The sequence below is a fragment of the Methanoculleus oceani genome (assembly GCF_023702065.1).
In the GTDB taxonomy this organism is placed as follows: domain Archaea; phylum Halobacteriota; class Methanomicrobia; order Methanomicrobiales; family Methanoculleaceae; genus Methanoculleus; species Methanoculleus oceani.
This window is the reverse complement of sequence record NZ_QFDM01000003.1, coordinates 209,834-222,909: the sequence shown is the minus strand read 5'-3', so window position 1 is coordinate 222,909 and position 13,076 is coordinate 209,834. Positions and strand designations below refer to the sequence as shown.

Below are 13,076 nucleotides of genomic sequence, written 5' to 3'. Positions count from 1 at the left end.
CATGGGGGAGGGGCTGACGGGGAGGGGGCGCGTCCCCTCCCCTGTCTCCAACTCATAATGGATACCTGGCCCCCACCCCGCCCGCGCTTCGCGCTCCTCCCCCGCTCCCACGGGGGCGGGGGCAGTGCGTGGCGATATCCCCTGGAAAGCCGTGCATGGGGATAGGCGGTGTTCCAGTAAGAGCAGATTTTGAGCACCGAAGGTTCGAGTTGCGTAGGGCCCTGAAAAATCCGTGCATGGGCCCCCTGCCAGGGGATACTGTGACGCCCTGGTCGGGAAGAGCCATAATCGATTTCACCCGTTGAACTCGCGGGTGGAACGGCCGCAGAGATGGTTTAATCCGCCGCTGGCATCCCGCCGGCGATCAGCCGCACGAGCAGCGCCTTCTGCGCGTGGAGCCGGTTCTCGGCCTGGTCCCAGACGATGCTCTGCGGCCCTTCCAGCACCTCGTCGGTGATCTCCTCTCCCCGGTGGGCGGGGAGGCAGTGCATCACGAGGGCATCGGGGGATGCCCGCGCAAGAAGGCGGGAGTCTACCGTGTAGTCCTTGAGGGCCCGCAGGCGCTCTGCACGCTCCTGCTCGTCGCCCATCGAGACCCAGATGTCGGTGTAGAGGACGTCCGCGTCCCGGACCGCCTCCTCCGGGTCCGTGACGACGCTGACCCTGCCGCCTGCCGCCCGCGCCTGGCCGACGACCTCGTTCCCGGGCCGGTAACGCGAGGGGCTTGCGACCGCAATCTCCATCCCGGTCAGGGCCGAGGAGAGGATCCACGAGTTGCAGACGTTGTTGCCGTCCCCGACCCACGCGAGTTTGAGACCCTGGAGGTCGCCGAACCGCTCGCTGAGGGTCATGATGTCGGCCAGCACCTGGCAGGGATGCAGGCGGTCGGATAGCCCGTTGACGACCGGGACCGTCGAATAACGGGCAAACTCCTCGACGGCGGCATGATTGTAGGCGCGGATCATCACCGCGTCGACGTAGCGGGCAAGCACCCGTGCCGTATCCCGGATCTCTTCCCCCCGCCCGAGCTGCATATCCTGGGGGTTTAAGAAGAGCGCATGGCCGCCGAGGTCGCTCATCCCCACCTCGAACGAGACCCGGGTGCGGGTGGACGCCTTCTCAAAGATCATCCCGAGGCTCTTTCCCCTGAGGTACTCGTGTGCGGTCCCTGCACACTTCAGCCGCTTTAAGTGCATTGCGTCGGCAACGATGCTCTCAAGTTCATACTCGTCGATATCGATGATCGAGAGAAAATCCTTCTTCATGCAATCTCCTTCATGTGCTGGCATCGCTTCTCGAGGATCTTCCGGGTGCCGATGTCCCTGCGGTGGAAGACGCTTCCTGAGACGGAAGATGCCGCCTTCTCGGCTATCATTTCGGCCTCCTCGAGCGTCTCGCCCCTCCCGACGAACGCGAGCGTCCGCGACGTCTGGGTGTAGAGCTTTCCGCCCCTCTCTTCGACGTTTGCGTAATAGAGCAGGGCGTCGCCGTAGTCGCCGAGGGTGAGCGGCTCGTGGGCCGCCGGAGCCTCCGGGTAGCCCTCGGGGACGAGGTATTTGCAGACCGTCGCTCTGTTCGCGAACCGGACGTGCGACGGCGAGAGGTCCCCCTTGATGATATGGCGGACGATCCCGGCGAAGTCAGACTCCAGGAGGGAGAGGACGTTCATAGCCTCAGGGTCTCCGAAGCGGGCGTTAAACTCGATGACCCTGGGCCCCTCGCAGGTATTCATGAACTGGCCGTAGAGGATGCCACGGTACGGCGTTCCCTCGGCTCGCATGGCCGCGACCATATCCTCCATGATCCGGAGCGCTCTCTCGTAGTCCGACCGGGTGACGAAGGGGAGCATGTGGTCCGGCAGAGAGTACGATCCCATGCCGCCGGTGTTCGGCCCCACATCCCCCTCGTATGCACGTTTGTGGTCCTGCACGAGCGGCATGGGCACCAGGTGCTCGCCGTCGACGAACGCCTGGAGCGTGAACTCCTCCCCGATGAGCCGCTCTTCCAGCACGACATCTCCTCCGATCTCTCGGGCGTACTCGACCGCCCCTGCCACGTCGACGTGCTCGCCCATGATCCGCACGCCCTTCCCGCCGGTGAGCCCGATGGGCTTGACGGCGAGGTCGCCGTCATAGGTCTCGATGAACCGCCGTGCTTCTTCCGGGTCGTGGCAGACCCGGTATTCCGGGCACCCCGCGATCCCGTGCCGTTCCATCAGCCGGCGACAGAACGCCTTGTCCGTTTCAAGCCGGGCTGCGGCCCGTGTCGGCCCCACGCAGGGTATCCCCGCCGCCTCGAGGTGATCGACGATGCCTGCCTCAAGGGGAGCCTCCGGCCCGATGACCGCAGCGTCAACTCCGCAATCGGTGGCAAATGGTACTATCTTCTGAATATTGGTCTCTTTCTCGAGGAGCATCTGCTCCACGAGCCGGGCTATCCCGGGATTCTTGCGTGCCATGACAGAAAATATTCTCATGTCACTGTTGCAGGAAAGCGCCCTGGTGATTGCATGCTCCCTGCCGCCACCGCCTACAACGAGTACTTTCATATCCATCTATTTGCCCGCCCTTAAAAAATGTTTATCCGTCCAGCAGCTCGCTGACCCGCACAAGTGCAAGAAGAGACGCGCCTTTTTCTGCAAGCGCCTCATGAGCGCCCGCTTCACGGTCAACGACGGTCACTACCCGGTCGACGTGCGCGCCTGCAGCACGCAGCGCCGCAAGACCGTAAAGGGCGCTTCCCCCGGACGTGGTCACGTCCTCGACCAGCAGCACGTTCCTGCCGCTCACGTCGCCGATGATCGTCCCGGCTTTACCGTGGTCCTTCTCCGTTTTCCTGACAATCGCGTACGGCCGGCCGCTCGCGAGCGAGACGGCGACGGCGATCGGTACGGCGCCGACCGCCACCCCGGCCACCATATCGAACTCCCAGCCTTCGGCGATGGCTTTCCCGATCTCCGCAAGGATGGCAGGGTTCGTTGTTGCGGCCTTGATGTCGATGTAGTAGGGACTCAGGGCTCCCGATGCGAGAACGAAGTCCCCGAACTCGATAGCCCCGCTCTCAAGTAACAATGTCGCGATTGGGTTTACCATGGTACCTCTTTAACTCCGATGTAATAGCCGATAATGTTCACCACCCGGTGAAGGAGGGGTGTCATGACGATGATCCAGACCGCAATGGGTAAGGTAATATTCTCAAACAACCATTGGGGATAAATCAGGAGGATAAGCAGGAAGGAACCGATAACCAGATCATACTGATCGGCCAGGAACCAGGACTCGCCCCGTCCTTTACCCAGCCTCCGCTTCAGGAAACTCTTGACGAGATCGCCGAGGAGCGCACCTGTTGAAAGCAGGGTTACGGAGAGGAACGTCTGATGGGGAAGTGCGGTCAGGTTGAACGAGGAGGCGACCCAGATCTCGACGAGACCCACCAGTATCCCACAGAGAACTCCCCCTAAGAATCCCCGGTATGTCTTTCCGTCGCCAAAGACCCTTCTCCCGTCGGAAAACGTTCTCCCAAGGTCGATGGGCGTCCCGCCCCCGAAGAGTGCGGCCGCTGAGTTCGGCACGTATGCCGGAATCATGATCCACAGTGCCGCGAGCCCGGAGAAGATCCAGTATCCGATGTCCGCATCGATAAGCGTCAATACTCAGTACAATCAGTAAATATAAAGATTAAAGTGTCGAAATATGAGATACGAATGAAAGGTGGGCACGGTGAGAGAATGCTGATAAAAAAGACAAGGAGCCTCTGCCCAACATGCGGTCGCGTACTCGACGCCGATATCGTTGAGGAAGAGGGGAAGGTCTGGCTGGTCCGTACCTGCCCCGAACACGGCACGTACCGGGCCCTCTACTGGTCGGACGCAGAGATGTACCGGAGATTCGACGCCTACGAACGCATCGGGGAGGGGGTATCGAACCCGCAGAAGATCGCTTCCCCGGCAGGGTGCCCGAACGACTGCGGTGTCTGCCAGAACCACCGGTCGACGACGTTGCTCGCGAACATCGACCTGACGAACCGGTGTAACCTCAATTGCGACTTCTGCTTTGCAAACGCCCGTGCATGCGGTTACGTCTACGAGCCGACCTTCGACCAGATCGTCGGGATGCTGCGCATGCTGCGCGAGGAAAAGCCCGTTCCGGTGCCGGCCGTCCAGTTCTCGGGCGGTGAACCGACGATGCGCGATGATCTTCCCGAACTCATCAGAAAAGCGAAAGAACTCGGGCTGTCCCAGGTGCAGGTCGCGACGAACGGTATCCGGATCGCTCAGGAGCCCGACTACGCCAGACAACTGAAGGAAGCGGGTCTCTCCACTGTTTACCTGCACTTCGACGGCGTGACACGCGAGACCAACTCAAAACTCGCGAGCGACCGGCGGGCTATAGAGAACTGCGAGAAGATCGGCATGGGGGTGGTGCTGGTGCCCACGGTCATCAAGGGCAGGAACGACCACGAGGTGGGCGCCATCATCAGGTACGCCGCAGAGCACATCAAGACTATCCGGGGCGTCAACTTCCAACCGGTGTCGTTCACCGGGGCTGCAAGCGAGGATGACGTCAGGAAAGAGCGGATCACCATCCCGGAACTCGCGGAGCGGATCGAGGAGCAGACTGACGGCGTGATCAAGAAGGACTACTTCTACCCCGTGCCCTGCGTCGTCCCGATCTCCGAGCTCGTTGAGGCATACACGGGCAAACCCCAGGTCACGTTCACCACACACCAGCACTGCGGCGCAGCGACCTACGTCTTCGTCACCGAAGAGGGGATGGTCCCGGTCAACAAGATGATCGACGTCGACGCCTTCTTCGAGTCGGTTGAGAAGATGGGGGTGAAACTTGCGAAAGGCGGGTCGCTCAACAAATATATGACCCTCGTCGAAGGGGTCAAGGACCTCTACGGTTCCACGAGGAAGGCAGAGCAGAAGAATACCGGGGAGTTCATAAAGTTGATAGGAAAGGCTCTCGTGATGCAGAACTTCGAGGCCCTGCGCGAGTTCCACTGGAACGCCCTCTTCATCGGGACGATGCACTTCATGGACAAATACAACTACGACCTCTCCCGGGTGCAGCGGTGCTGCATCCACTACGCGACACCCGACGGCCGCCTGGTCCCGTTCTGCACCTACAACAGCGGTCCGGTCTACCGGGAGCAGGTCTGGAAAGCCTTCGCGCAGCCCCAGAAGGACGAGTGACTGTCCGCCGGATGTGGTGGTGGAGAGAGTTAACCGTTTTCTCTCCGGATGTTTTTCTTGAATACTATTAAGGGAACGGCAGTTCGTACCCGTCCCCGTTGCCCAGGACGAGAGCGGCGATGGCGAGATCCTGTATGGCAAGTCCGGTGGAGTCGAAGATCGTGATGGCGTCGGGAGACGACCGCGTCTTCTTCCCGGTAACGACCTCCCCGAGGGTTCCTGCAATCCGGCCGGGATCGTAGAGACCTGTGCTGGTCGGGACGTTCACCTCGCCAGAGTGGATCGCCTGGCCGGGGTCGTCGACGAAGACCTCGGCTTTGAGCAGGATCGCGGGATCCAGTTCCTGTTTGCCGGGCGCATCCGCGCCGATCGCGTTGATGTGCGTCCCTTCATGAACCCAGTCGGCCATCACGAGCGGTTCTGTCGACGGCGTCGTCGTGGCCAGCACGTCGCAATCGCAGGCGCGCTCAATCGGGACGCTCCGGGCGTTATAGTCGGAGTAACGCGCCGCAAAAGCCTCAGCACTCTTCTCGGTCCTGCTCCAGACCCGGATCTCCTCGATCGTGAGCGCGGCAGCCGTCGCCTCGACCAGCGCCTCTGCCTGCCGCCCGGCCCCTACGACTCCGAGGGTGATGGACTGTCGGGGCGCGAGATACTTCGCCGCCACGGCACCTGCTGCCCCGGTACGCATCGCAGTAAGTTCGGTGGCATTGATGATCGCCCGGGGCGCGCCCGTCTCCACATCGATGATCACGGTGAGCGCCATGACGGTAGGAAGGCCTCTCGCTCGGTTATGCGGGTGGACATTGACAATCTTTACCCCGGCAATCCCGAGCGCCGGGAGGTATGCAGGCATCGTCCGGAAGTCTCCGCTCTCATCGAACGTCACGTAGACCTTCGGCGGCATCTGGACGCTCCCCCTGCCGTGCTCGGCAAAGGCCGCCTCAATCGCCGGGTTCACCCCGGCATACGGCGGGTATCCGGAATGAACCGGGTAATACTTCATAGGGCGGTCACCCCGGGATGGCGGGGTGACCTTGCCGGGAGTTCTGGAAGGAGGGGCGCCGACCATGTCCCCGGTGCGGTATGGATTTGCATAGAATTATCTCCGACGGGCGGGGATATCAATTGTTGGGGGCATAGGAGACCGAACAGGAAACGCCTGTCCTGGGAGCGCGGGATCGCCTGCCCCTGCCCATCGGTCGAGCCGTTGCCGTGAAGGCAGACCTCGAACTCGCACACTCTGCACAACCGGTTCGCCGGGAGAACGGGGAGTTGAGGTCCCCCTCCTTTCAGGCGGCCCCGTCCTGCATGCCCCGTATCGAGAGCCGGATCAGGCCGAGGTTGGCCTCCGGCTTTGCGAGTATGCAGAGGGAGAGATCCCCGTAGGGCGCGATGATGAGCTTGCCTGCCGGTGTCTCGAGGATCATCTGGGAGAGATCTCCCATCTCCATATCGGCGGTGATACGGATGCCGGCGCGGAGCAGGTCTTCGGCGACTGCAGCCACCTGCTCGAAGTCCGCGGAGCCCAGCGACTGAAGGGCAAACCCCTCGTGGAAGACCGAGACGGCAATGACACCCGGCTGCCGCGCGATCAGGTCAAGATAGCCCGTATCCTCCGAACGGGTGCGGGCGGCGGGCTTTGCACCGCCTTCACTGATCAGGCACCCCGTCTCACGAGAGACCTCCCGGGCCGCCTCGGTCTCTTCGGCGGTGTACGCAATAAGTTCGTAATCAAGCGAGGGCCGGTCAAGCAGATGCCTGTAGGCTTCGTCTCCACTGAGCAGCAGGCCTTTGCCGGTGTCCTCGAACGCGGATGCGTATGGGCTCCCGCTCTGGACCAGGACAAACCCCGTCCCCCTGGGCTCGTCGATACGCACCGCTCCCGTGAAGTGAGGACTGATCGAAGCAAGGGCCGAAAGAGGCCCCTGCAGTCGTCCAAGTGAGACGCCGTCGGGTAGCATCGTCTCACAAAGCAGCAGTTATCCGATCCCTGTTCTTCTTCAGTTCGTACCGGATTCGCCCGACGTTGACGTTCGCGTTCGCCACGATGGCGATCAACTCGTCCTCCGAGAGTGGAGAGAGCAGAATGGGCCCGTTCTCCAGTTCGATGAGCATCTGGCTCATCTCTCCCTTCCCGAGTTCGTTGCTCATTGCCTCAGACGTACCCATCCCTGTCGATGCCATGGCACCCAGGGCCTCGACGTCCACGTCCCCGGCAACAACACTCTCGATCACAAAGCCGTCCCGTCCCGCCACGACCGCGGCGGTAACCCCGTCAAGTTTCAGGAATTCTCCCAGGATCTGTTTTAGCATAACTCCATCGCCTCACGTTCTTCTGACACACTCGATCTTCAGAGGCATCTTCCCGATCGCGTGCGTTGCGCACGAGATGCAGGGGTCATAGGCCCTGATGATCATCTCGATGCGGTTTGCCGCCGCTTCGGTCAACGCTCCGTTCTCCACCACCCGGCGTGCCATATCCTCCACGCCCCGGTCCATCGCGTAGTTGTTCTGGCAGGTCGCCACGATAAGGTTGCACCGTTCGATGATTCCCGCTTCGTTGACGGTATAGTCGTGGATCAGGGTTCCCCGGGGCGCCTCGACGATCCCGACACCCCGACGGTTTACGACCGCTCCCACCGGCGTCCGGATGTCCGGGGCGGTGATGCCGGGGTCCGAGAGCAACTGAACGGCCCGCTCGCACGAGGCGATGAACTCGATGTAGCGTGCCAGGTGGTAGGCGAGTGCAGCCTGGGTGCCGGTGCCGAACCGCTCCCGGTACTCCGCGAGAGCAGCATCCGCATGCTCCGTGCCCATCTTCTCCACGATGTTAAGCCGGGCGAGCGGCCCGACCCGGTAGTAGTCTCCGCCTTTGAACCGGGCGAACTTCAGGTACGACCAGTCCTCCGAGTACTCCTCGATGAAATTCGTGTATTCCGGCCCTGAGAACGAACCGACTCTGCCTCCGTCCGGGCCGAGCATCGCAGCAGACCCGTCGTAGGTCGAGTAGACTCCCTGGTTGGTCATCCCCACGAATCCGGTCCTGACAGCCCCGATCTCCGTATCGACGCCGTCGAGGAGGTTGCGTGCGAGGTCCCATCCCTCACGGGCGATTCCGAGCGCCTCGTCCGCCATGACAGCCAGTTCTGCCCTCTTTCCTTCCGTGAGCGGCGCCGACATACCCCCGGGGAGCGCGTTTGCCGGGTGGATGGGTTTGCCGCCGACCGCTTCCGTCAGGCGCTGGCCGAACTTCCGGACCGCGATCGCCTTCTTTGCTATCTCGGGCGATTGACGGGCAAGTCCGATGACGTTCCTGCTCTCCGCGGGGCAATCGTGGCCCAGGATGAAGTCGGGCGCCGCGAGCATGAAGAAATGGAGGGCGTGGGAATGAACGAACTGGCCGACGTTGAGGAGCTCCCGGAGTTTCTTTCCGGTCGCGGGCGGTTCAACGCCGAAGATCTGGTCGGTTGCCTTCGCCGCCGCCAGGTGGTGCGCCGAAGGGCATATCCCGCAGATGCGGGGCGTGATCCGGGGTGCTTCCTCGATTGCGGCGCCGATGAGGAATTTCTCAAATCCCCTGAGTTCCACGACCTGGAAGTGGGCCGAGTCGACCTCACCCCGGTCATTGAGGAAGATCCTGACGCCGGCATGACCCTCGATCCTGGTCACCGGGCTGATCGTGATCTCTTTCATTTGCTCCTCTCCTTTACCAGATCCCGGATCTTTGACGTCTCTTTATCCTCCATGATCAGGCTCCCGATGGTGAAGGCGTACATTGTGTGGGCGACGTCGTAGAATTCCTTCTCCACCTCTTTCTGCGGCTTATCGGTGAGATCTGAAATTCTCCGCACCATCATGCCGTGGATATCCCGGCAGGGCTCACGGAGGATATCGAGCGACGGGCCGTTGCACCCGTGGCACGGAATGTTGTTTTTGGGACAGGTCGCGGCGCACCTGCCGAAGGTGACGCTCCCGAGACAGAGGTAGCCCTGCCCGAGCAGGCAGTGCTCACGGTCGGGAACACCCTCGTGCCGCCGCTTGAGTGTCCAGTTCTCGACCGGGCCCATGATCCTGTCGCATTCCGAACAGACGGATTTGCGCGAGAGTTCAAGGGTGTCTCCCGCGACCATTGCCGGGATGATCTTCTTTAAGAACGCCTCTTTGGGCGGGCAGCCCGTAACATAGTAATCGACTTTCACGAGGTCGCCCACCGCGAACGCCCGGTAAAGGAACGGCGGCACGTCCGTCGGGATAACCCCATCGGGCTTTACCGTCTCCACCTCCCGGTAGACACAGGAGAAGAGATCAACGTTTGAGTTCAGCATCGAGAGACCCGATATGCCGCCGTAGCAGGCACAGGTCCCGAGCGCCACGAGCGTCTTTGCCCGCTTCCGGATCTTCTCGAGGCGTTCGCGGTTCTCTTCATTTCGGACGGCCCCGGTAACGAACGCGATATCGATGCCCTCGGGAGGTTCCTTGACATCCATGATCACCGGGGAGTAGACGATCTCCGCTTCCGCGACGACGTCAAGGAGCATCTCGTGGAGATCGAGCACCGCAATCGTGCATCCCGAACACCCTGCCAGTTCCTCAATAGCAATCTTCATCGTTTTCGCCTCATTTCAGAACCAGTTTCTTCAGGCAGGCGTTCGGGCCGGTGTGGACGATCTCCAGTTTGGCTTTTCTGCCGGTGATCTCCTCGATCGCGCCGACGACGTAGCCGAAGAGCGTCTGGCAGAGCGGGCCGCCCTGATCGAGACCGTTTCGCCGGAGCGTCTGGCGGACGATGCAGTCGTGGAAGACGAGGTAGATGAAGGTCTCGCCGTTCTCCTCGATGATGAACGTCTCCTTATCCTCGGGTTTCCAGACCTCGAAGGAGTACTGGCCGCGGAGCAGGTCGGAGAGTTCGTGAAGCGCTCCCTCCACATCCTCGCGCTTCTGGAAGTACTTGGCGACCTCGTGGCCGAACTTCTTCCCGGCCCGGTAGGTGACTGCGTTTGCCCCCCTGCCTGCGATCTCCTCGAGCGACCTGATCACGAGACCGTTGAGTTTCATCACGCCGTGAAGCGTCTGTTCCATCTCTTTTGGCTTCGGCGAACACTCCAGGGGGATCTCCTCGGAGCGATAGACGAGATCGGAGTGAAAGGCCTCATGCAATTCATCGATATATCCCGCGCTCATCAGACCACCTTCCGAAGCATTTCACAGACCTTGATGTCGATATAGTGTCTCCGGGCAGCGTAGATACCCCGGTGCTCGAGTGCCTGGGCCGGGCAGATCTCATGACAGGACAGGCATCCCATGCAGTTATTCGGCCTGACTGCGACACTCACGTTGTCCTGGAGTTCGTACACATGCATCGGGCAGTCTTTGACGCAGAGACCGCATCCGACGCACGCGTCCTTATCCACATGTATATCCATTAACGAGCCCTCTGAATGTGATTAACACTTCCTGCTATTAAAAATATATAGTTTGTTCGCTGCGAGGATCTATCTCTTGAGTGGAAATTTTGGATTTTGTTCGATTTTATTGTACCTGCTGCTTACAGGGAGATTTATAGGGTTCCGATGAAAAATAACCCGTACCCTTTGCACGTGGTGGAAAAAGGAGGGAAAAATAATTTTTTTAGGTGAACGTTATCCTTGAAGCATCGTGAACCCGGAAGCAGCAGGGGATAGCGGGCGTCGGGGAATTCGGCCCGACGCCTGCACGGATCTCCGCCTGCTGCTCTTCATGCGCCGTCATGTAACTATGTGAAGGCAAAAGAAAGGCGGTAGTAAGCGTGATAAGCCTGGCCGGCCTCAGGTATCACGCTTTCGCCCGGAAGAGAGCGCGAGCCAGCCGATCGACAAAGCCTTCCCGGGGAGCCTGTGTCTCCTCCTCGACGTACTCGATGCCGGCTACATCGGCAGAGATGCGCTTGAAGGCCCGGGATGCCCTGGAAGTCGGGTATTTCACCACGATCGGCGACCTTCCGGCAGATGCGCGCCGGATGTTGGGGTCTTCCGGTATGACACCAAGCACCCGGACACCGAGGAGCTTCTCCATCTGTGCGCGGTTGAACTCGTCACCGCTACCGGCGACCCGGTTGATGATCGCCCCTTCGATGTGTCCGCCGACGGTCTCGGTCAGGATCTTCGTCTTTAAGGAGTCGACGATCGAGGAGATCTCGGGGTTTACGACAAGGATCACCCCGTCGGCAATAGTCAGCGGGATGACGCCGTCCCTGCTGATCCCCGCAGGAGCATCCAGGATCAGGATGTCGAACTCGCTCACGAGGTCTGCCATGATATCCTTGAGCCGATCCGGGTTCGATTGCTGGAAGCCCTGCAGAGAGAGTCCGCACGGGACAACCTTCACGCCGAACGGTCCATCGTAGACGGCGTCCCTGACGCGGGCTTTGCCTGCCAGCACCTCGTGCAGGGTCACCGGCAGGTTCTCAAGCCCCAGAATGAGCCCGAGATTCGCCATTCCGACGTCGGCATCCAGAATGCATGTCTTCTTCCCGTACTGGGCAAGCATCGGCCCCAGATTTGCTGTGACCGTCGTTTTGCCGGTACCGCCTTTACCGGACGCAATCGTGTATACTTTTACCATGTAATCACTCGCTGTTTTGATCTCTCCGGCCTTACACCCAGTGCTGCAGGGTGTCCCGGATGTCCTGTTCGAGTGTGCTCATCTGTTCGGCAGAGAGATGCTCCGAAGGGTGGGCGATGCCGACCACTGTCTCCCCGCGGTAGGGGACACCGAGGAGTTCAACTCCGGTCTCGTCATGCAGTCTTCCCTGCGTGTAGAGATGACTGTACCGTGCGGCCTCGTCATCGCCGCCCGGCTTCGTCGAACCGATCAGGAGGCCGTCCGTGGTCGCGAGCGTAAAGGACGCAAGACTATATTTCTTGCTGATTGCGCCGAGAGTTTCCTCCAGGCTTCCCATACTCCGGGGATCGATCACACCGGAAGACCTCGCGGGCTTGACGGAGGACGGTTGCGCAACGTTCACCGGTCCCCCCGGGGTCGCCGCAATGTGGGGGGCAACACCAGGCCGCTGTCCCGGGAGTGCTTCGTAGATCTTCGAAAGGAAATACAAAATGCCGGCAAAACCGGCTATCACCGTCACCGTGATGATAACGAGGAGAATCTGGATGATGCCTGTCGAGTCCATTCTGTTATCAACTCCTGCATGGTTACGTGTCTTTGTCCTGGATGAGATGATCGAGATGAATTCGCCGGAGCATATCCTTGCAGTTCACCCTGAAACTGCTGACGAGTTGCTCAACGTCCATCTCCTCCATGTTCTGTACGAGTGTGTCAACCTCGTCACTCTCTGACTGAGACGCCGGAGGCGTCTTCTGCACGGGTTTCACTCCCGGCATGGGAATGCGATGCACTTCTGCGGTCGGCTCCGGACGGTGCTTCGGCAAGGATGCCCCGCCGGCCTTCTTCGTCCCTCCCGAAGCAGCCTTGCCTGAAGACGGTCTTCCCTGTCTTCCGGCATCGAGCTCTCCGGTCGCAAACGGGCGGTTGAATTCCAGGGCGAGTTGTACCTGATCGGGCGTCAGAAGGTTCAATTCTGCCGCCGCTTCATCTTCTTCGCCCTTTAGCACCGCGTCCAGTACGTGCTGCCCTTTTATGTCCCCATATTCGGCAAGCACTACCAGACCTTCGTTCAGCACCAGAGTGACCCTCTGGCTGCCAAGGACGATCGTGCAGATCCCGGTGAACTGTTCTGAGCCCATCTCCTCTATCAGGGCACGAGGTGTCGTGGACTTGAGAAGACGATGGAACCGACCGCGCGGCAGTTGCATTCAGACAACTTTAGTTCAGTGGTATGAAATAAACCTTGCCATTTATATCTTCAAAAAGGAGCCTGATA

The 13,076-nt window shown here is 60.6% G+C and carries 15 protein-coding genes; 1 reads left to right on the top strand and 14 read right to left on the bottom strand.

Features of this window, described 5'->3' with window-relative positions; translation table 11 throughout:
* Positions 1–335: 335 nt before the first annotated feature.
* The 4 genes from argF to DIC75_RS10805 are packed head-to-tail and all read right to left on the bottom strand — an operon-like array spanning position 336 to position 3,586.
* Positions 336–1,265 (bottom strand): ornithine carbamoyltransferase, encoded by a 930-nt coding sequence (gene argF, locus DIC75_RS10820; RefSeq protein WP_250988047.1) that lies wholly within the window; start codon positions 1,263–1,265, stop codon positions 336–338.
* Positions 1,262–2,554, bottom strand: a complete 1,293-nt coding sequence (gene purD / locus DIC75_RS10815; protein WP_250988046.1) for a phosphoribosylamine--glycine ligase — start codon at positions 2,552–2,554, stop codon at positions 1,262–1,264. The genes argF and purD overlap by 4 nt, the downstream gene beginning before the upstream one ends.
* A gap of 25 nt (positions 2,555–2,579) precedes the next feature.
* On the bottom strand, positions 2,580–3,092 hold the full coding sequence (gene pyrE / locus DIC75_RS10810; protein ID WP_250988045.1) for an orotate phosphoribosyltransferase: 513 nt from the start codon (positions 3,090–3,092) through the stop codon (positions 2,580–2,582).
* On the bottom strand, positions 3,086–3,586 hold the full coding sequence (locus DIC75_RS10805) for a CDP-2,3-bis-(O-geranylgeranyl)-sn-glycerol synthase (RefSeq protein ID WP_250988326.1): 501 nt from the start codon (positions 3,584–3,586) through the stop codon (positions 3,086–3,088). Before DIC75_RS10805 ends, pyrE begins: the two co-directional genes overlap by 7 nt.
* 141 nt (positions 3,587–3,727) lie before the next feature.
* Here DIC75_RS10805 and tes point away from each other — a divergent pair, with 141 nt between their 5' ends.
* Positions 3,728–5,197 carry a tetraether lipid synthase Tes gene (gene tes / locus DIC75_RS10800; protein ID WP_250988044.1) on the top strand — a complete coding sequence of 490 codons (1,470 nt, stop codon included), beginning with the start codon at positions 3,728–3,730 and terminating at the stop codon, positions 5,195–5,197.
* A 67-nt stretch (positions 5,198–5,264) separates the two neighbouring features.
* Here tes and DIC75_RS10795 read toward each other — a convergent pair whose 3' ends face one another.
* The 10 genes from DIC75_RS10795 to DIC75_RS10750 all read right to left on the bottom strand — a co-directional run bounded on the left by DIC75_RS10795 (position 5,265) and on the right by DIC75_RS10750 (position 13,008).
* On the bottom strand, positions 5,265–6,203 hold the full coding sequence (locus DIC75_RS10795) for an ornithine cyclodeaminase family protein (RefSeq protein WP_250988043.1): 939 nt from the start codon (positions 6,201–6,203) through the stop codon (positions 5,265–5,267).
* A 286-nt stretch (positions 6,204–6,489) separates the two neighbouring features.
* Positions 6,490–7,161 carry a roadblock/LC7 domain-containing protein gene (locus DIC75_RS10790; protein ID WP_250988042.1) on the bottom strand — a complete coding sequence of 224 codons (672 nt, stop codon included), beginning with the start codon at positions 7,159–7,161 and terminating at the stop codon, positions 6,490–6,492.
* A 4-nt stretch (positions 7,162–7,165) separates the two neighbouring features.
* Positions 7,166–7,513 (bottom strand): roadblock/LC7 domain-containing protein, encoded by a 348-nt coding sequence (locus DIC75_RS10785; protein ID WP_250988041.1) that lies wholly within the window; start codon positions 7,511–7,513, stop codon positions 7,166–7,168.
* A 12-nt stretch (positions 7,514–7,525) separates the two neighbouring features.
* Positions 7,526–8,893, bottom strand: a complete 1,368-nt coding sequence (locus DIC75_RS10780; RefSeq protein ID WP_250988040.1) for a Ni/Fe hydrogenase subunit alpha — start codon at positions 8,891–8,893, stop codon at positions 7,526–7,528.
* Entirely contained in the window at positions 8,890–9,807 is a 918-nt protein-coding gene (locus tag DIC75_RS10775; protein ID WP_250988039.1) for an NADH-quinone oxidoreductase subunit B family protein, read from the bottom strand. Before DIC75_RS10775 ends, DIC75_RS10780 begins: the two co-directional genes overlap by 4 nt.
* 10 nt (positions 9,808–9,817) lie before the next feature.
* Complete coding sequence (locus tag DIC75_RS10770) at positions 9,818–10,381, bottom strand: L-2-amino-thiazoline-4-carboxylic acid hydrolase (protein WP_250988038.1); 564 nt, start codon at positions 10,379–10,381, stop codon at positions 9,818–9,820.
* The gene (locus DIC75_RS10765; RefSeq protein WP_250988037.1) at positions 10,381–10,623 is read right to left on the bottom strand and encodes a 4Fe-4S dicluster domain-containing protein; all 243 of its coding nucleotides are present in this window, start codon (positions 10,621–10,623) and stop codon (positions 10,381–10,383) included. The genes DIC75_RS10770 and DIC75_RS10765 overlap by 1 nt, the downstream gene beginning before the upstream one ends.
* 388 nt (positions 10,624–11,011) lie before the next feature.
* Positions 11,012–11,800 carry a cell division ATPase MinD gene (gene minD, locus DIC75_RS10760; protein ID WP_250988036.1) on the bottom strand — a complete coding sequence of 263 codons (789 nt, stop codon included), beginning with the start codon at positions 11,798–11,800 and terminating at the stop codon, positions 11,012–11,014.
* Between the two features lie 31 nt (positions 11,801–11,831).
* The gene (locus tag DIC75_RS10755) at positions 11,832–12,365 is read right to left on the bottom strand and encodes a hypothetical protein (protein ID WP_250988035.1); all 534 of its coding nucleotides are present in this window, start codon (positions 12,363–12,365) and stop codon (positions 11,832–11,834) included.
* Positions 12,366–12,387: 22 nt separating this feature from the next.
* Positions 12,388–13,008 carry a hypothetical protein gene (locus DIC75_RS10750; protein WP_250988034.1) on the bottom strand — a complete coding sequence of 207 codons (621 nt, stop codon included), beginning with the start codon at positions 13,006–13,008 and terminating at the stop codon, positions 12,388–12,390.
* Positions 13,009–13,076: the final 68 nt, after the last annotated feature.